Source organism: Streptomyces viridifaciens (genome assembly GCF_001888885.2).
GTDB lineage: Bacteria > Actinomycetota > Actinomycetes > Streptomycetales > Streptomycetaceae > Kitasatospora > Kitasatospora aureofaciens.
Map to the genome: position 1 here is coordinate 581,353 of NZ_CP090840.1, position 15,511 is coordinate 596,863.

A 15,511-nucleotide genomic window follows, 5' to 3' on the forward strand; every position below is an offset into this window, starting at 1 on the left:
ACCCCTTTCCGCGCCACCTCTTACTTACGCTCAACAGCGTGTGGTGCGCAGTCGTCGCCAGCAGATGACGGCGCAGCCGAGGGTGACGAACGCGTGGTGGATGTCGTCGCGGATCTCCCAGCGGATGCGCAGTCGGCGGAACCAGTGCAGCAGCGCGATCGCTCCTTCCACGACCCAGCGGTGCACGCCCAGGCCGGATCCGTGCCCGGTGCCGCGCCGGGCGACGTGGGGGGGGTGATCTGGAACCGGCGGACCTTGTCCCGGTAGACCTCGTGGCCATAGCCGCGGTCGGCGTACAGGTGCTTGGGGCGGCGCAGTGGCCGGCCGCGCTGCCGCGGATCGGCGGGACGGCCTGGATCAGCGGGATCAGTTGGGTGACGTCGTTGCGGTTGCCGCACAAGACTGTGATCAAGGCCAAAACACGGCCCACGCTTCGAGCAGGTCACGGTATACGACGCTCCCGGGCCGTCATTGCACAGCAGACGATGCCGGTGCCTGGCGGCCCCTGTGTGGGGATGTGGGTGGCGCCTACGGCGTCAGCAGGGGTGGACGCAGCGCGGTGGGTTGGTAGGCGGGGAGGCCTTGCGGCCCGCCGGAGGCTACGGCACCGCGATCCCTTCGAGCTGTACATGGGCAGCAGGCTGGGTGCAGCGGCGCGATCCGGCCGGGTCTGCGGCCCGAGTGCGGCATGCCGCCGGGGAATGAGCGGCCAGGCGCTGCCGACCTGTCGCTGGCGTGGCAACGCGCAAGAGGTGCCCCAGAAGGACACCAAGGACGTCTGCGGCGTCAACGACGTCGGCTTCGAGCCGGTGGGCGCCGACAAGACCGCCGCGTTCGCGCCGACCGCCAAGGGCCACCTGAGCTCGGTGCTGGTCGCGCCGAAGGACGTCAACCTGGCCGACCTGGTGAAGCACATCAACGAGTGCCTCGCCACCCCGTACAACGAGAAGGGCTCGTACCCCTGCTCGGCCGGCGACTACAAGGTGGCGGTCGACGCCTCCGGCAAGGTCACCGAGCTGTGGGAGCGCGCGCACAGCTGACGGGCCCACGGCAGTGCGCCGGCTGCCGGCGCGCCCGCAGTCGGCGACCGCCGGGAGCGGCGCCGGTCGGCTCACCTTGGGATGACCGATTCGGCGCCGCCCGCGCAGCCCAGCTGCTTCCCGGCGGCGCGCTCGGCGAAGCCGCGGGCGAGCTCGTTCATCCGCGCCCGGCCCGGTCCGTCCGCGAGGACCTTTCCGTCCTTGCCGGTGAGGGTGACGACAGCCCGGTAGCCCGTGGGCTTGCCGTCCAGCGTGCATGCGAAGCCGATCGCCCCGGCACTGTTGCCGCCGGGCAGCACGGCGCCGAACGCCGCCTCGGCGGTCAGCAGCCGTCCGTCCTCGCCGTTGACGGAGCACCGTACGGAGGCCGGGTTGGTCTCGTCCGCCGTACGGTAGTCCGTCCGCACGGAGACCCGGGGAGCGCCGCCCAGCACCTCGGCGACGCCCGGGTCGTCGAGCAGGCCCCGGCACTCGCCGTGCGACAGGGTGACGGCCGGCGGGCGGTAGGACGTCTGGTCGAGGTACACGTGCCAGCCGAGCAGGCCGGCGCCGAGCAGCAGCGCGGCCCCGCCCGCGATCAGGGCCCGGGGGTGCCTCATGAGCACTGCTCCTTCCTCGTCTCCGTCAGCGCGGCCCGGGCGAGCTGTTCGAGGTCGGCCTGGACGCCGCCGGGGCCGCCGGAGGTGCGGACGGCCTCCCCGGCGACGATCTCCAGCTCGAAGTAGTCGTACCGCTCGTACTTCCCGGTCAGGCAGCCCGCGGCCGCGGCGGCGCCGCCCGGCCACGAGGCGCCGAGGCCGCCGGCGTCGAAGGTGCGCGCGTCCGGCCGCTTGGCGGCCTCGGAGGCCAGGGCGAGCTCACCCCGGCGTCCGATGGACGTGAGGGTGAGCACGGTGCGCCCGTCGACCCGGATGACGCAGGTCCGCGGGTCGTCGCCGACGACGGACTTCGTCCGGTCCTCGGAGTCCTGGTCGCCGTCCGGCAGCAGCCGCCCGAGCGGGGTGTCGGGGCCGGTGGGCAGGTGGCAGAGGTGGGTGGACCGGCCGACGGCCTCGGCCGGGCGGTGGTCCTGCCAGTCTCGGTAGCCGACGAACCCGGCGGCCGCCACCGCCACGACCAGCACGCCGGGCAGAAGCAGCGGATCCTGCAGGCGCCCGGCCCACCGGTCCGCGAGGGACCGGGCCCAACGGGCCGGGAGCCCGCTCACGCGTCGCCCTTCGCGTTGGTGCTGACGTTGTTCGCCGTTCCGCGCGACATGCCCTGGAGCGCGCTGTCCCGGGCGCTGTTGGCGAGCCGGTCGAGGTCCTGGCGGGAGATCCCGGTGCCGCCGCCGGCGTCCCGGACCGCCTGGTCGGCCCCCCGGGCCACCCGGCCCTCGGCTTCGGCGGTGTGGTCGCGGCTCTCCTGGCGGCCGTCCTCGGTGGTGTCGTGCTTGTTGGCCTCGATCACGCTGTCGGCGATCTCGTCGAGCAGCGCGCCGGCGAGCTCGCCGCCGAGCGGGACCTTCTCGGTCACGGTGCCGATGACGGCGTTGAAGGCGTCCTTGCCGTAGCCGACGTTCTTCTCCAGCGCGTCGTTGAACTCCTTGTCGGAGACGGCGTGCTGGTTCTGCACCTCGTCCACCCGGGCCTGGTTGAGGTAGCCGCTGACGACTCCGCCGGACTCCGCGTTGTGCTTGATGTCCGACTCCAGCCGGGCGAAGTCGGACTGCCCGCTGTCCAGGTGGCCGCGGATGAGCGCGGTGGTGTACGCCTGGTTGGCGTTGGCCACCGCGCCGTAGGCGTCCGGGTCGCGCCCGAGGGCGTCGAGCAGGCCGGCCACGGACGAGGCGTTGAGCGCGGCCGGGGAACCGTTGACCGGCAGGTCGTGCCCGTGGGAGAGCGAGTTCTGCACGTCCCCGATGTACTCGGCGGTCATGTGCCCGAGGCTGCCGCGCATCGCGGCGAGCTTGCCGTCGCCCTTGATGTCGTCCAGCGCGCCGTCGCCACCGTGCCGGCCGAAGGTGTCCACGACCTTCTGCATCAGGTCGGCCTGCTCGGTGGTGTGCCTGGTCGGCGGGACGGGGCCCGGCTCGTCGTACGGGTGGCCGGTGGTGGCCGCCTCCAGGGCGCGGCCGAGCGCGGCGGGCCCGGCCTGCTTGCTCGCGTCCCAGACCTTGGAGTCCCGCGAGGTGGTGTCCGGGATCCAGTCCTTGTCGTGTACGTAGTAGTCGAAGTAGTCGGCCGGCTTGGGCTTGCCGCCCTGGTTGACCGTGCCGTCCTCGTTGTACGCGGTCGGCTTCTCGGTGAAGAACTTGGTGGAGGCCTCCGGGCTGTGCGCGAGTGCCTCCAGCACGGCCGTGGTGGGCCGAAAGCCGGAGCCCGCCTCGTCGCCGCCGGTCAGGTTGAAGCCCTGGATCTTGGAGCCGGGCGGCGGGGCCGGCCAGTACTTGTCCTGGGTGTCGAGCTGGGTGACGTGCTCGGCGATCGGGTTGATGAAGTGGGCGTCGTAGTTCCCGTTCATCAGGATGCCGGAGAGTACCTGGTAGCCGTACGGCACGTAGTCCAGACCGGAGGCCCGGTACGGCTTGTCCCAGACCGGCTGGGAGCCGGCCTTGCGCAGCGCGGCGGACCACTCGTCCGACAGGTGCGGCTCGTTGGTGGTGCGGGTGGCGGTGGCGAGGGTGAGCCCGAGGTTCTTCTGGAGGTCCTGGTAGGCCTTCCAGCGCGGGGACTTGTCGTCGCGGGGGTGCGCCGGGTCGCCGACCATGCCGTTCCAGGACTTGATCAGGCCGTCCGGGCCGAGGTCCTGGTAGAACTTGGTGGAGAACTTCGGGTCGTTGCCGTGCGAGGCCAACAGCGAGTTCAGCTCGGTGAGTTCGGCCTCGGTGATGTCCCCGCCCTTGGCCGCGAGCTGGGCGGCGCGCCTGCCGTCCGCCTCGGGGCCGCTGCCGATGGCCTTGTTGTTGAAGGACTTCTGCCCGTCCGTCATGCTGTCGGAGCGCAGTGCCCAGGCGATCCGCTCGTCGGCGGCGGCGGCCTCCGCGACGGCGGCGTCGATCGCCTTGCGGGCTGCCTCGGCCTTGTCGCCCCACTCCTTCTGGTAGTTCCGCATGGCCTCGTAATCGTGCCGGGTGGCGTTGTCGGCCGGGGGCCAGCTCACGGTGCCGTTGTCGGTGACGGTCAGTCCGGCGGTGCGGGCGTCCGCGACCGCCTTCTCCAGCTTGGTCCTGGCCGCCTTGAACTCGGTGGACGCCTCCTTGAAGGTGGAGGCGAGGGCGTTGGCCTCGGTGACGGCGGCGGTCAGCTGCTCGTTGGTGCGCTGCAGGCCGGGGCGGGCCTGGTCGGCGGCGGGGCCGGTCCAGCAGGCGAAGTTGACCTGGGCGATCACCGTGGTGTCCCAGTCGCCGTCCATCGCCTGGAGCTTCTGGGCCACGGTGGTCCAGGCGGTGGCGGCGGCGTCCAGGACACCGAAGTCGGCAGTGCTGAGCTCGTGGAAGTCGACCATCGCAGCTCTCCTCTCAGGCGCCGAGGTCGTGCTGGACGGCCGACTCGTTCTGGCGGTAGTTGGTGGCGGTGGCGCGCAGCGCCTGGGTGGTCTGCCCGATGGTGCCGCCGAGCGCGGCGACGCACTGGTCCCAGGTGCCGGCGGCGCCCGCGGCGGCCTTGCCGGTGCTCCAGTTGGCGAGCGCGGTGGAGACCTTGGCGGTGGCCTCGTCGGCGCCGCGGCCGTCGGTGTTGAGGCGGACGTGGATCTGGTCGGAGTTGTTCCCCGCGGTGGTGAGCGCGTTGGGGTCGGCGTTGAAGCCGCCCCCGCCTCCGCCGCCCGACGCCGAGGTCGAGTTGATCTGGGTGCGGGCCGCCTCCTGGGCGCGGGCCTGGGCGGTCAGGTTCCCGTCCGCGTCGTAGGCCCAAGGATTCATCATCCGGTCGAACGCGGTCGCCCGATCAGACATGTCGCTCGCTCCCTCTCCGTGCCGGCACGCTGCTCCGGCACCCCCGTCGGCAAAGATTTCGTCAAGTAAGTCAAGAGTTCGACAAGGGTACAGCTGGGCTACACCTTTGCCGAACCCCTGGTAGTACTTCGTCAGGTTGGGGCGGGCTGTCGGGTGCGGTTTGTGGATTTTCTTGGGGGAAACGGGCGTTGGCAGGTGTAGCAGACACCGGTCCAGCAGCTCAGCAGGTCCTGGAGCTGGTCGAGGACCTGGTAGAGGGTCAGGCCGGTGCTTGGACTTTGGGGTCGAGTCGGCGGAGGGTGAGGAAGGCGTGGGCGGCGGTGACGAGGGTGACGTGGTGGTGCCAGCCGCGCCAGGTGCGGCCCTCGAAGTGGTCCAGCCCCAGGCCGTGCTTCATCTCGCGGAAGTCGTGCTCGAGGCGCCAGCGCATCTTGGCCAGGCGGACGAGGTGGCGGGTCGGACTGTCGGCGGGCAGGCTGGTGAGCCAGTACTCGGTGGGCGCCTTCTCGCCGGTGGGCCACTCACAGAGCAGTGTGGCCTCGGGCAGGACGCCGTCCCAGGTGCCCGCCCCGCCGGCCTGGGCCATGGCGTGGGTGCGGGCCGCGACACCCGCCGGCCGCACCGTGAGCACCCGGAATCGGGAGCGCATCGGGCCTTTCGAACCGTGGCGCCACGTGGACTGGCGGAAGGCCTTGCGTCCACTGTCGATGGCCAGGGCCTGCAGCGAGCCGGGCCTGGTCCGGTAGCGCGAGGCGGGTTTGCGGCCGTTCCCGCTCCAGGCCGAGGCGCTGGGCACCGCGTCGTGCGGGTGTGCGGACTCGTCCGAGCGGACGGCCACACCGACCCCCCCTGCCGCACAGCGGCGCCTGCCACGTCCGACGGCGGCGACCGGCCGGGCCGCTCCCGTGCGATCAGCCGCGGCCGCTGTCCTTAGCCGAGGTCGTAGGCGGTGGGAGTGTGCCCCGCCCAGATGTCGCGGGAGGACTGCTCGGGGTACCGGACGCTCTCCGAGCGGCTATCGAACATCCGGGTGAGCTGCCTCGTCGGCTCGTAGGCGGGCCAGCCGGGGTCGCCGGTGGAGACGAACCGGATCCAGGCCTGCTGCAGTTCGCAGGACACCTCGACGGCCTCCGGGCCGGGCGGGTCGCCGAGGAAGTGCCGGCCCATCGGGGTGTCCAGGGTGCCGAAGGACAGTGGGATGTCCAGCCCGTGACAGGCGCCGAGCACTCCGCCCATGGCGGGGGCCGGGTAGGTCAGCTCGAAGACGTACGAGGTGCCGCCGGCCGCCGCGTTGCCTTCGGCCAGGTGGAGCGAGGGCATCCGGAAGAGGGCGTCGGAGGTGACGGCTTCGAGCAGGTCCTCGGCGGTGGCCCCAGGGTGGGCGGCGCGGTAGGCGTCCGGGCCGGTCCGTCGGCTGATCAACCGTCAGGGCCTGCTTTTCGGCGCGGGAGCGTCGGCCGTCGGGGTGCTGCTCGGCGTGGGGCTGTGCGCGGTGGCGACGGCCGTGGCTCGGGGGGGTCGACCTCGGACCGGTGCGCCTGCAGCTGCTGCCGTCTCCGGTCACCTGCGGGCTGGCCGGCCTGTTCGGGGTGCTGCTCACACTGCTGGCCGTCCGCGGGCCCGCGAAGAAGGCCTCGGCCGTGCCGCCGGTGGCCGCGCTCGGCGCAGCGCCCGACCCGGGAGGCACGGCGGTCCGGCTGCGGGCCGCGGCCTGGTCCGTGGTGCTGCTGCTGTCCGGTACCGCCTCGCTGGTGCTGGGCGTGGTGGCACCGCCGCCGCTGTCACTGCTCGCCGTCACGCTCGGAGCGATCTGCAGCTTCTTCGGGGTGCTGCGGCTCAGCCACCGGCTGCTGCCCGCCGTGGTGGCCGCGCTCGGTGCCCCGGTCCGCCGGCTCGGCGGCACGGCCGGACGGCTAGCCACCCAGCAGCTGCGACTCAATCCGGCCAGGACCGGGGCCACCGGGTCGGCCCTGCTCCTGGGGGTCACGGTGATGGTCGGCGCGGTGACCGCCCTCCACATCACCTCCAACTCGCTGCTGCCGGTGCTCTCCGCACGCCAGCCCGCCGTCTTCTCGGCCTCCGCCGGCAGTGGGGAGCTGCCCGCCGGGGCCCTCACCGCGCTCGGCGAACAGCGCGGGCTCACCGTCACGCCGGTCCGCTCGGCCACCGTGGCTGTCGACGGACACCCGACGCTGGTGGCGGCCGTCGACCCCGCCGAACTCAACTCCTCTGCCGACGGGATCGACCGGACCCGGGCACTGACCGACGGGGCGGCGCTCAGCGGGCTCGTCGACGGACGCGGCAGCATCCGGATCACCGTCCCGGGACGCCCGGGCACCAGCCTGCGGATCGAACCGGGGCGCAGCAGCCTGCCGTTCACGCTCCAGAGCGGGGCCGTCCTGCTCGTGACGCCGGCGACCCTGGAGCGGATCGCCCCCGACACGGCCGTCACCACGGTGTGGGTCGGCCCGACCGACGGCACCGACCGGCTCACCGGCCGCCGCGCGATGGACCGGGCGCTGGCCGGCTATCCGCAGGTGCAGGTCACCGACACGGCCGCGCAGGCGCACACCCTGCGGTCGCTGCTGGACCGGATGACGCAGATCACGATGGTGCTGCTGTCCTTCTCCGTCGCGATCGCCGGGCTGGGCGTGGCGGCCACCCTGATGCTCAGCGTCAGCGAACGCGCCCGCGAGATCGGCATGCTGCGCGCGATCGGCATGTCGCGCCGGCAACTGCGCCGGATGCTCACGCTGGAGGCGCTGCTGCTCTCGCTCGCCGCGGCGCTGGCCGGTACCGCCCTGGGGCTGAGCTACGGCTGGGCAGCCGCGCGCTCGGTCACCTCCACGGTGGGGACGGCCGGTGGCGCGCCGGTGCCGCTGGTGCTGGCGGCACTCGCACTGACGGTGCTGATCGGGCTGGCCGCCGCCGTACTGCCGGCGCGGCGGGTGGGGCGGATGACCGTCGTGGGCGCGCTGCACTCGGCGTAAGCACGGGCGCTTATGGCGTGCCGGGTGAGCGCGTCCAAGAGGGCGGACTGCTGCTCGGTCAGCTTGCCGTCGATGCGGGCCTTGTCCTGCTTGCGCAGCCACGCGCCGGGCCTAAACGCCGGGTCGGCTTCGCCGCCGGTGCGGTTGGCGGGGCCGCCCAGGGTGCCGCCGCCGGCGAGGTGAGCGAGCAGGCGCCGGTAGGAGCGGTTCCAGTCCGGCTCCAGGCGCCACAGCTCGTCCAGCGCGTCCAGCGCGTCCAGCGCGTCCAGCGCGTCCAGCGCGTCCAGCTTCGCAGCGTGGCCCGCGCCGAGAGCCTCGGCCTTGCGCTGGCGGCGCATCCACGCCCCGACCGCGTAGCCGTCCAGTTTCTCGGTCGCCGGGATCGCGAGGTGGCCGTGGTGGCCCGCCCGCGCGCGGGCGTAGGCGTAGCCGCGTTCCCAGGCGTTGGCGTGCTTGGACCAGATCATGCCGAGCGCGTCCAGCTCCGAGACCCGGGCCGCGTCCAGCAGGTGCTGGCCGTTCAGGTAGCGCTGGCGGTCGAGCCAGGAGATCAGCTCCCCGTGGCGGGTCTTGTCGGTGGGGTCGAGGTGGCCGTGTTCCAGGTGGAACTTGGCGGCGACGGCGTGCATGGGACGGGCGGGCCGTAGATCGTCTCGTCGTCCATCGAGCACGACGCGGGCAGCTGCTCCGCGCCCTCGCGGTCTGCGCCGTCGGTGTCGGCGCCGAGGTCGGCCAGGATGTCCCGGACGAAGTGGCAGCGGCGCACCGTGCCGTCACCGTCGACCGACAGCCCGGCGCAGGTCGGCAGGCTGCGAGTGTTGACCCTCCCCCCACGTCAGGCCGCACGGTGGGGCACGGCGGAACACGCACGCGCACGGCACATTGGCGGACAACGCGGATGCGCGGGCGCGCACGGATGTACGGACGTCACGGATCGTCGGGAGGGAACCATGAGCTGGTCGGTCGGACAGGTCTCCGGATTCGCCGGAGTCACGGTGCGGACCCTGCACCACTACGACCGGTCCGGGCTGCTGTCGCCCAGTGAACGCAGTCCGGCCGGCTACCGGCTCTACAACGCGGCGGACCTCGCCAGGCTCCAGCAGATCCTCTTCTACCGGGAACTCGGCTTCCCGCTCGAGGAGATCGCCACCATCCTGGCCGATCCACTCGCCAACGCGCTCGACCACCTGCTCGCCAGGCGCGACGCGCTCACCGAGCAGATCGCACGGCTGCAGAAGCTGGTGGACGTCGCCGAGCGGGCGATCGAGGTCCAGCGCACCGGGATCGAACTCACCCCCGAGGAACGGTTCGAGGTCTTCGGCGACGTCGTCTTCGACCTCAGCTACGCCGCCGACGCCCACCTCAAGTGGGGGAACCAGCAGGGCCACCAGGAAGCCCTGGCCCGCGCCGCCAACCACACGAAGGAGGACTGGCGGCGCCTGATGGCCGAGGCCGCCGACTGGCGCGGGCGGTTGCTCGCCGCCTTCGACCAGGGCCTGCCCGCCGACGGTGAGGAGGCGCTGGACCTCGCCGAGGAGCACCGGCAGCACATCACCCGCTGGTTCACGCCCTGCCCTCCCGAGACGCACTGCCGGATCGCCGACGACTACGAGGCGGACGCCCGCGCCTTCGCCCTCGTGGTGCCACCGGCCGAGCAGCGCCCGGGCCTGGCCGGATACCTCCGTGCCGCCATCGGTGCCAACGCCGAGCAGCGGGCGGCGACCGGATCGGAGGCGGCACGATGAGGATCCTGGTGATGACCGCCGGTTCGTACGGTGACGTGGCGCCGTACACCGGGCTCGGCGTCCGGCTCCGGAACGAGGGGCACGAGGTCGCGCTCGCCGCGCCGGAGACCTTCCGTGAGCTGGTGAGCGGCAGCGGCCTGGGGTTCCGGCCGTTGCCGGTGGACCCGCGCGGGACGCCGTCGGGGGTGAGGGAGGTGACGGAGGGGCGCCCGGCTCTGCTGGCGCGGGCGGCGGCGTTCATCGACCGGCTCGGCGACGGGCTGGCCGACGCGGCCGCACCTGGAGCCGACCTGCTGCTGCTCGCCACGACGACGGCGCCGCTCGGGTGGCACCTGGCGGAGGCGATGGAGGTGCCGAGCCTCGGGGTCTACCTGCAACCCACGCTGCCGACCGGGGAGTTCCCGCCGGTCGTCGGCCCGAGCCGCTCGCTCGGGTACTGGGGCAACCGGGCGGCGGGCGCGCTCGGTCAGCGCGTGGTGGACCGCTTGCACGCGCGGTCCGCGCGACGACTGCGAGCCCGGCTGGGGCTGCCCGGCCGCTCCCAGACCGCGCGGCGGCGGGCTGGGGAACGGGCGAACTGGCCGGTCCTGCACGGGTTCAGCCCCACGCTCGTGCCGCGTCCGGCCGATTGGCGCGAGGGGCTGACGGTGGTCGGCAACTGGTGGCCGCACGTCGCGGGCGACTACCGGCTTCCGGCCGAGGTCGAGGACTTCCTGCGGGCCGGGCCGCCGCCGGTGTTCATCGGCTTCGGCAGTATGGCGGGCGGCCAGGGCGAGCGCCTGGGCGCCCTCGCGGTGGAGGCGCTGCGGCGCGCGGGAGTGCGGGGGATCGTGCAGTCCGGCTGGGCCGGCATCGCGGTGGACGGCGACGGCGTGCTGTCCGTTAGCGAACTACCACACTCCCACCTGTTCCCGCACATGGCGGCGGTGGTCCACCACGCCGGCGCCGGTACGTCGGCCGCCGTCCTGCGCGCCGGGGTTCCGAGCGTGCCCGTCCCGGTGACGGCCGATCAGCCGTTCTGGGCCGGCCGCCTCACCCGACTCGGCGCGGCCACCGGCCCGATACCGTTCGCCGACCTGACCGCAGCCCGGCTGGGCGAGGCCATCCGACAGGCCGTCGAGGACCGGTCGTACCGGGAGTGGGCGGAGGCGGCGGCCCGCGCGATGGCTCGCGAGGACGGCGCGGCGCGCGTCGCGGAGTCGGTGGCGGCGCTATCGGCGCGGCGATCGGGCTGACAGGGTTGGAACGACGGCACCGATCAGGTGGTCGAGAACCTTGACAACTCAAGGGAGAAGCCGATCGAGCGGAGAGCGTGATGCCGTCGTGGAGAGCGCATTCACGTGTTGCAACGACCCATAGAAAATTGTGCGCGATGCCCTCGGCTGCGAGGGCATCGCGCCAGGCCGGGAGCGGTAGCAGGAGCCGTTGTCGGTCGGGTACCAGGAGTCCTGACAGACACTCTGGCCTGCGCTCTTGCGCGCCAGTGACGGGCCCGCTCGACGGGCTGATAGCAGGACGTATTTGCGACGTGCGGCATTCAGCCTGGTGGGGGTCATCCGGTTGCTGTGAGGGCGGTGGCGGGGGTGTCGATGGTGGTCCTTTCGGTGCCGTGGCCGGTCCATCGGGTGATGGTTTGGTGATCGGTGGAGAGCCGGTAGACGGTCTGGTCGTCGACGGCGAGGTCGGAGCCAGTCTCGCCGATGGGTGTCCAGTTCATGGACGGTCACGCGGCCGCCGTCCTCACCGCGCGCACGGCGGCCGCCACCGCGTCCGGCGCCGGCCGGCCGGACGCCGGATGGGTGCATGTGACACCACGCACCGACCACACGTCCCAGGGGACACCAACCTGCTGTCGCCACAACGACTTTCGGAACATCCCGGCGGACCATCATCGGTCGCCGCTCGTCGGCGTCCAGCTCGTTCGTCCTCGCCCGCTCGTTCCTCGCGGGCTCCGGGCGCTCCAACTGGACCTCTCCCACCCGGCGACCTGGCCGAACAGCTGTCGGGAAGCCCCAGAAGATCGCCCCGGGAAGCCATCACACCTTCCCGGATGAACCAGCCTGCCAATTGACAGGCCCGGCCCTCATGGGTGCGGTGGGGAGTTTCTCCGGGACGGAACTCACAAGAGGCCACGGCGAAACTCACCGGCAGCCGAGGGCCAGACACCTTGACGAGGCGAAAGTGGCACCTTGACGGGGCGAAACTCACCCGGTGCGCGTGACCTTGATGAAGGTGGTGAAGTTCACCGGTCATAAGGAACATGAGCGTCCTGCTGGCAGCGGAGCCGCTTGCCGAGGACGAGCACCAGGCGCAGCGGGAGCGGCAGCGCGCGGTGAACGAGGTGCTCGCCGAGGCGGGCGAGGTGGGCCGCGTGGTGGCCGGGTGGGTGCGCTCTCTCGCGGCCCGGCAGGCGGAGGGCAGGCACTGCGCGGTGCTGGAGCAGGCCGCCGACGCGATCGAGCGGGCCGCCGGCCGGGAGGTCGTCCCGGGCGGCGACGGTCAGCTGGCCGAGGAGCTGGCGTACGACCTGGCCGCCGGTGTCGTCACCGGCAGCCCGTACGCCCAGGCGCTCCCCGACCTGGTGATGGGCGAGCGGATCGCGCTGGTCGCCACGATGGACGCCGCCGTGACCGCCGGCCAGACAGTGCCCTACAGGTAACACAGCCCGCCTGTGAACCGCTCCCACCTGGGGAAATGGCCGGTCAATAACACAACCCCTACAACCCTCACAGGGCATGACACAGGCCGGCGCCGGGTTCGGGCAGCCGCTGGCGGGCAGGGGAAGGGTGTGGGCGAGCGGCGGCACAGGAGCCGGCCGTCCCGGTCGACGAGGCCGAGGCACGGCGGCTGACCGGCGCGCTGCGCGGAGCCGGTCCTGCCCGGGGCCGCGCCGCGCGAAGGCCGCCGTGCGGGCGCGATCCAGTCGGCCACCGGTTCAGCGAGTGCGGCCGTCAGCGTCGGCGGCGTTCCGCTCACGGGTGACCGTTCTGCGGGCGAGCAGGAGGGACAGTGCCGTGATGGCGGCCCATAGCGGTCCCATGAGGACGTGCAGGAGTCCCAGCCAGGTGACGTCGCTCCAGCGGTACAGCGCCACCTGCGCGGCCAGGCTCGCGAAGCTCACCAGCGCGATCACCACGGTCGACACCGCGTAGAAGCGGTGCAGCACGCGGTTCGAGCGCCACCCGGGCGGGCCGCCCACCACCCTGTTCGCGACCAGACCGGCCAGCGGGCGGTCGGCCGCGAGGGACAGCAGGCATGCCGCCGTCGCCGCGGCCGGGACGGCCATCGGGAGCAGGAAGAACCCCCGTGCCTGACCCGTCCAGGCGGCCACGGCCGCGCACCCGGTGGCCAGCAGCGCGCCGAGGACCGCGTGCGGGACATGCTGCCGGGCGCGCAGCCGCCACCCGAGGACGAGCACGGCGGTCACCGTCGCGGCCACCGAAGCGGCGCGTGGGCCGCCCGTCCCGTTGGCGGCCAGGAACACCAGGGTTGGGGCGCCTGCCACAGCAGTGGCGGTGGCCGCCGACCTGGCGCGTGGTGCGGCCGTCACGCCGGCTCGGCTTCGTCGCTGCGGCGGCGTCGGCCGGTGACTTTCGAGGCCGGCAGGCGACCGGCCTTGGAGGTACCGGTGAGCGTGTCACCCTCGACGGTGACGGTGAAGGTCAGATCGAGTCGCACGGGCCGGGTGACGGACTGCTTCCAGGTCAGCCGGTCACCGTCGAGGACGATGTCCCGGAGCGGCAGGTTCTCACCCGCGCCGCGGGCGGTGCCGACCAACTTTCCGTCCTGGAGACCCAGTTCGACGACGGGCCGGACCCGACCGATGGGCGTGACGATGGTGAGATCCCAGACACCTTGGATGTGGGTGGGCATGAAGTGGCGTTTCCTCACTCGTGACGTGCGGGGTGGTGCGGAGCGTTCAGAAGGCGGCGGGCGCGAGACCGCCGGGGCGCCAGGTGGTGCCGCGGCGCTCGTGGGCGAACAACTCCTCGACGGCATGGGCGATCCGCGGGCCCACCTCGCGTTCCAGCAGGTACAGGCCGAGGTCGAGTCCGGAGGTGACCCCGGCGGCGGTGACCAGGTCGCCGTCGTCGACGACGCGTGCGCGAACGGCGTGGACGCCGGTCGCGTCGAGGAGGTCCAGACCCAGGTGGTGGGTGGTCGCGTGGCGGTCCTGGAGGAGGCCCGCCATGGCCAGGACGAGCGCGCCGCCACAGACCGTCGCCACGGTGATCCGCGTGTCCTCCATGGCGGCCCCGAGCAGCGACCGCAGCTCGGTGTCCAGCGCACGAGCCAGCCGGACCGCAACGGTGTCCTCCTGCCCACCGTCGTCCTCGAGGTCCGCGCCGTCGTCGGGATCGCCGAGGCGTCCGGAAGCGCCGGGCACGAGGACGACACCGGGACGACGGGGGTCGAGCAGGCCGGTGGCGCGCAGCGACAGTCCGCCGGTGCCGCTGACCACCTCCCTCGGACCCTCGGCACTGACCAGTTCCACGCTGACCGCGCCGCCGGAGGCGGTTGCGCCGGCGTGGAGGACTTCGAACGGTGCGATGGCGTCGAGCGGGTCGAACCCGTCGAACAGCACGATCTGGACGTGCACGTGAGCGCCTTTCATCGGGCGGGAAGCCGGTGGTCACCGGCTTCGCCTCGATGCTATGAGCGCGTGCGCGCAGTGGAGACGGGCTCGAATGACACATTCCAACGGGATCTCGCCAGGAGCGCGCCCCGCTGCCCGGAACGGCTCGCCGGCCGCGTCCGGGCACCGCGTCGACGCGGATCCGGCGTCCTCCGGCCGGCGAAACCCGCTCAGCTGCGCTCGCGGCTGCGGAAGGCGGCGCGGTAGCCGTACGGGGTCGTGCCGGCGACCCGTTTGAAGCGCTCTCGGAAGGCGGTCGGGGAACCGAACCCGGCCTGGTCGGCTATGCGCTCGATGGTGTGGTCGGTGTTCTCCAGGAGGAACTGCGCCCGCCGGATCCGGGCCCGCAGCAGCCACTGCAGCGGTGTGGTGCCGGTCTGCTCACGGAACCGTCGGCTGAAGGTGCGCCCGCTCATGCCGCTGCGCCGGGCCATCACGTCGAGCGTCAGCTCCTCGTCGAGGTGCTCCTCCAGCCAGGCGAGCACCGGTTCGAGTGCGGAGCCCCGCGGAACCGGTGGCTGGGGATGGACGATGAACTGCGCCTGGCCCCCTTCGCGTTCCAGCGGGGTGACGGCCAGCCGGGCCGCATCGGCGGCCACCGCGGAGCCGAAGTCGCGACGGACCATGTGCAGGCACAGGTCGAGCCCTGCCGAGGCGCCCGCGGAAGTGAGCAGTTGCCCGTTGTCGACGTAGAGGACGTCGGGGCACACCTCGACCGCGGGGAAGCGCCGGGCCAGCTCGGCGGCGGCAGCCCAGTGGGTGGTCGCCGCCAGTCCGTCGAGCAGTCCGGTCAGGGCGAGGTCGAAGGCACCGGCGCAGATCGAGGCGATCCTGGTGCCCCGGGCCGCCGCCGCGCGCAACGCCTCCAGCACCTCCTCACCCGGTGGGGGCGCGGCCTCCGCACGCCCGGGAACGATCACGGTGTCGGCGTCGGCCAGCCCTTCCAGACCCCAGGGGGCGGTGATCACGAATCCCGCGGCGGGGATCCGGGCCCCGGGTCCGCACACACGCACCCGGTAGGGATGGCGCCCGTCCGGCAGCCGGACCCGGGTGAACACCTCCAGGGGCGTGGCGAGGTCGAACGGGATGACCTGGTCGAGCGCCAGGACCGCGACGGTGTGCACGACGACTCCTCAACTCCGGACGGGGCCACGACGGCTCCCCCT

15 protein-coding genes and 3 pseudogenes are annotated in these 15,511 nt (G+C 72.8%); 5 read left to right on the forward strand and 13 right to left on the reverse strand.

All coding sequences use genetic code 11. The features are described 5' to 3' along the window. Positions 1–30: 30 nt before the first annotated feature. Positions 31–409: pseudogene (locus tag BOQ63_RS02560) on the reverse strand (transposase); the annotation flags it as partial. Positions 410–752: 343 nt separating this feature from the next. On the opposite strand from BOQ63_RS02560, the gene BOQ63_RS02565 reads away from it, so the two are divergent. Then, positions 753–1,040 carry a hypothetical protein gene (locus BOQ63_RS02565; protein WP_143174604.1) on the forward strand — a complete coding sequence of 96 codons (288 nt, stop codon included), beginning with the start codon at positions 753–755 and terminating at the stop codon, positions 1,038–1,040. Between the two features lie 71 nt (positions 1,041–1,111). On the opposite strand, the gene BOQ63_RS02570 is transcribed toward BOQ63_RS02565, so the two are convergent. The 6 genes and pseudogenes from BOQ63_RS02570 to BOQ63_RS02595 all read right to left on the reverse strand — a co-directional run bounded on the left by BOQ63_RS02570 (position 1,112) and on the right by BOQ63_RS02595 (position 6,396). Next, positions 1,112–1,639, reverse strand: a complete 528-nt coding sequence (locus BOQ63_RS02570) for a hypothetical protein (RefSeq protein ID WP_072653291.1) — start codon at positions 1,637–1,639, stop codon at positions 1,112–1,114. Then, positions 1,636–2,247 (reverse strand): hypothetical protein, encoded by a 612-nt coding sequence (locus tag BOQ63_RS02575; RefSeq protein WP_030556453.1) that lies wholly within the window; start codon positions 2,245–2,247, stop codon positions 1,636–1,638. The genes BOQ63_RS02570 and BOQ63_RS02575 overlap by 4 nt, the downstream gene beginning before the upstream one ends. Further along, on the reverse strand, positions 2,244–4,526 hold the full coding sequence (locus BOQ63_RS02580) for a hypothetical protein (RefSeq protein WP_072653292.1): 2,283 nt from the start codon (positions 4,524–4,526) through the stop codon (positions 2,244–2,246). Before BOQ63_RS02580 ends, BOQ63_RS02575 begins: the two co-directional genes overlap by 4 nt. Before the next feature lie 13 nt (positions 4,527–4,539). After that, positions 4,540–4,974 carry a hypothetical protein gene (locus BOQ63_RS02585; RefSeq protein ID WP_072653293.1) on the reverse strand — a complete coding sequence of 145 codons (435 nt, stop codon included), beginning with the start codon at positions 4,972–4,974 and terminating at the stop codon, positions 4,540–4,542. Positions 4,975–5,233: 259 nt separating this feature from the next. Next, a pseudogene (locus BOQ63_RS02590) lies at positions 5,234–5,821 on the reverse strand (transposase); the annotation flags it as partial. An 83-nt stretch (positions 5,822–5,904) separates the two neighbouring features. Continuing rightward, entirely contained in the window at positions 5,905–6,396 is a 492-nt protein-coding gene (locus BOQ63_RS02595; RefSeq protein WP_072653294.1) for a carboxylesterase family protein, read from the reverse strand. Positions 6,397–6,506: 110 nt separating this feature from the next. On the opposite strand from BOQ63_RS02595, the gene BOQ63_RS02600 reads away from it, so the two are divergent. Next, positions 6,507–7,964, forward strand: coding sequence for an FtsX-like permease family protein (locus BOQ63_RS02600; RefSeq protein WP_072653295.1), 1,458 nt, complete (start codon positions 6,507–6,509; stop codon positions 7,962–7,964). Positions 7,965–8,248: 284 nt separating this feature from the next. Here the strand turns inward: BOQ63_RS02600 and BOQ63_RS02605 are convergent. After that, positions 8,249–8,593: pseudogene (locus tag BOQ63_RS02605) on the reverse strand (helicase associated domain-containing protein); the annotation flags it as partial. Between the two features lie 321 nt (positions 8,594–8,914). On the opposite strand from BOQ63_RS02605, the gene BOQ63_RS02610 reads away from it, so the two are divergent. Both BOQ63_RS02610 and BOQ63_RS02615 read left to right on the forward strand, forming a co-directional pair. Continuing rightward, positions 8,915–9,709: a MerR family transcriptional regulator gene (locus tag BOQ63_RS02610; protein ID WP_030556469.1), complete on the forward strand. Its 795-nt coding sequence runs from the start codon at positions 8,915–8,917 to the stop codon at positions 9,707–9,709. Then, positions 9,706–10,944: a glycosyltransferase gene (locus BOQ63_RS02615; RefSeq protein WP_072653297.1), complete on the forward strand. Its 1,239-nt coding sequence runs from the start codon at positions 9,706–9,708 to the stop codon at positions 10,942–10,944. Before BOQ63_RS02610 ends, BOQ63_RS02615 begins: the two co-directional genes overlap by 4 nt. 317 nt (positions 10,945–11,261) lie before the next feature. Here the strand turns inward: BOQ63_RS02615 and BOQ63_RS02620 are convergent, their stop codons facing one another. Then, positions 11,262–11,426 (reverse strand): hypothetical protein, encoded by a 165-nt coding sequence (locus BOQ63_RS02620; protein ID WP_157881776.1) that lies wholly within the window; start codon positions 11,424–11,426, stop codon positions 11,262–11,264. 543 nt (positions 11,427–11,969) lie between these two features. Between BOQ63_RS02620 and BOQ63_RS02625 the strand changes: the two genes are divergently transcribed. Next, positions 11,970–12,368, forward strand: coding sequence for a hypothetical protein (locus BOQ63_RS02625; RefSeq protein WP_072653298.1), 399 nt, complete (start codon positions 11,970–11,972; stop codon positions 12,366–12,368). A 276-nt stretch (positions 12,369–12,644) separates the two neighbouring features. Here BOQ63_RS02625 and BOQ63_RS02630 read toward each other — a convergent pair whose 3' ends face one another. The 4 genes from BOQ63_RS02630 to BOQ63_RS02645 form a co-directional block, all read right to left on the reverse strand. Next, positions 12,645–13,214: a DUF3159 domain-containing protein gene (locus tag BOQ63_RS02630; protein ID WP_360466502.1), complete on the reverse strand. Its 570-nt coding sequence runs from the start codon at positions 13,212–13,214 to the stop codon at positions 12,645–12,647. Positions 13,215–13,255: 41 nt separating this feature from the next. Then, positions 13,256–13,582 carry a hypothetical protein gene (locus tag BOQ63_RS02635; RefSeq protein ID WP_030556478.1) on the reverse strand — a complete coding sequence of 109 codons (327 nt, stop codon included), beginning with the start codon at positions 13,580–13,582 and terminating at the stop codon, positions 13,256–13,258. Positions 13,583–13,628: 46 nt separating this feature from the next. Next, on the reverse strand, positions 13,629–14,309 hold the full coding sequence (locus tag BOQ63_RS02640) for a DJ-1/PfpI family protein (RefSeq protein ID WP_030556481.1): 681 nt from the start codon (positions 14,307–14,309) through the stop codon (positions 13,629–13,631). Positions 14,310–14,515: 206 nt separating this feature from the next. Next, positions 14,516–15,469: a GlxA family transcriptional regulator gene (locus BOQ63_RS02645; RefSeq protein ID WP_030556483.1), complete on the reverse strand. Its 954-nt coding sequence runs from the start codon at positions 15,467–15,469 to the stop codon at positions 14,516–14,518. Positions 15,470–15,511 lie beyond the last annotated feature (42 nt).

Bases quoted from the DNA above. Each gene is read 5' to 3' on its own strand.
- BOQ63_RS02570 (WP_072653291.1), bottom strand. From the start codon at position 1,639: ATGAGGCACCCCCGGGCCCTGATCGCGGGCGGGGCCGCGCTGCTGCTC.
- BOQ63_RS02580 (WP_072653292.1), bottom strand. From the start codon at position 4,526: ATGGTCGACTTCCACGAGCTCAGCACTGCCGACTTCGGTGTCCTGGAC.
- BOQ63_RS02585 (WP_072653293.1), bottom strand. From the start codon at position 4,974: ATGTCTGATCGGGCGACCGCGTTCGACCGGATGATGAATCCTTGGGCC.
- BOQ63_RS02610 (WP_030556469.1), top strand. From the start codon at position 8,915: ATGAGCTGGTCGGTCGGACAGGTCTCCGGATTCGCCGGAGTCACGGTG.
- BOQ63_RS02615 (WP_072653297.1), top strand. From the start codon at position 9,706: ATGAGGATCCTGGTGATGACCGCCGGTTCGTACGGTGACGTGGCGCCG.
- BOQ63_RS02620 (WP_157881776.1), bottom strand. From the start codon at position 11,426: ATGAACTGGACACCCATCGGCGAGACTGGCTCCGACCTCGCCGTCGAC.
- BOQ63_RS02625 (WP_072653298.1), top strand. From the start codon at position 11,970: ATGAGCGTCCTGCTGGCAGCGGAGCCGCTTGCCGAGGACGAGCACCAG.
- BOQ63_RS02635 (WP_030556478.1), bottom strand. From the start codon at position 13,582: ATGCCCACCCACATCCAAGGTGTCTGGGATCTCACCATCGTCACGCCC.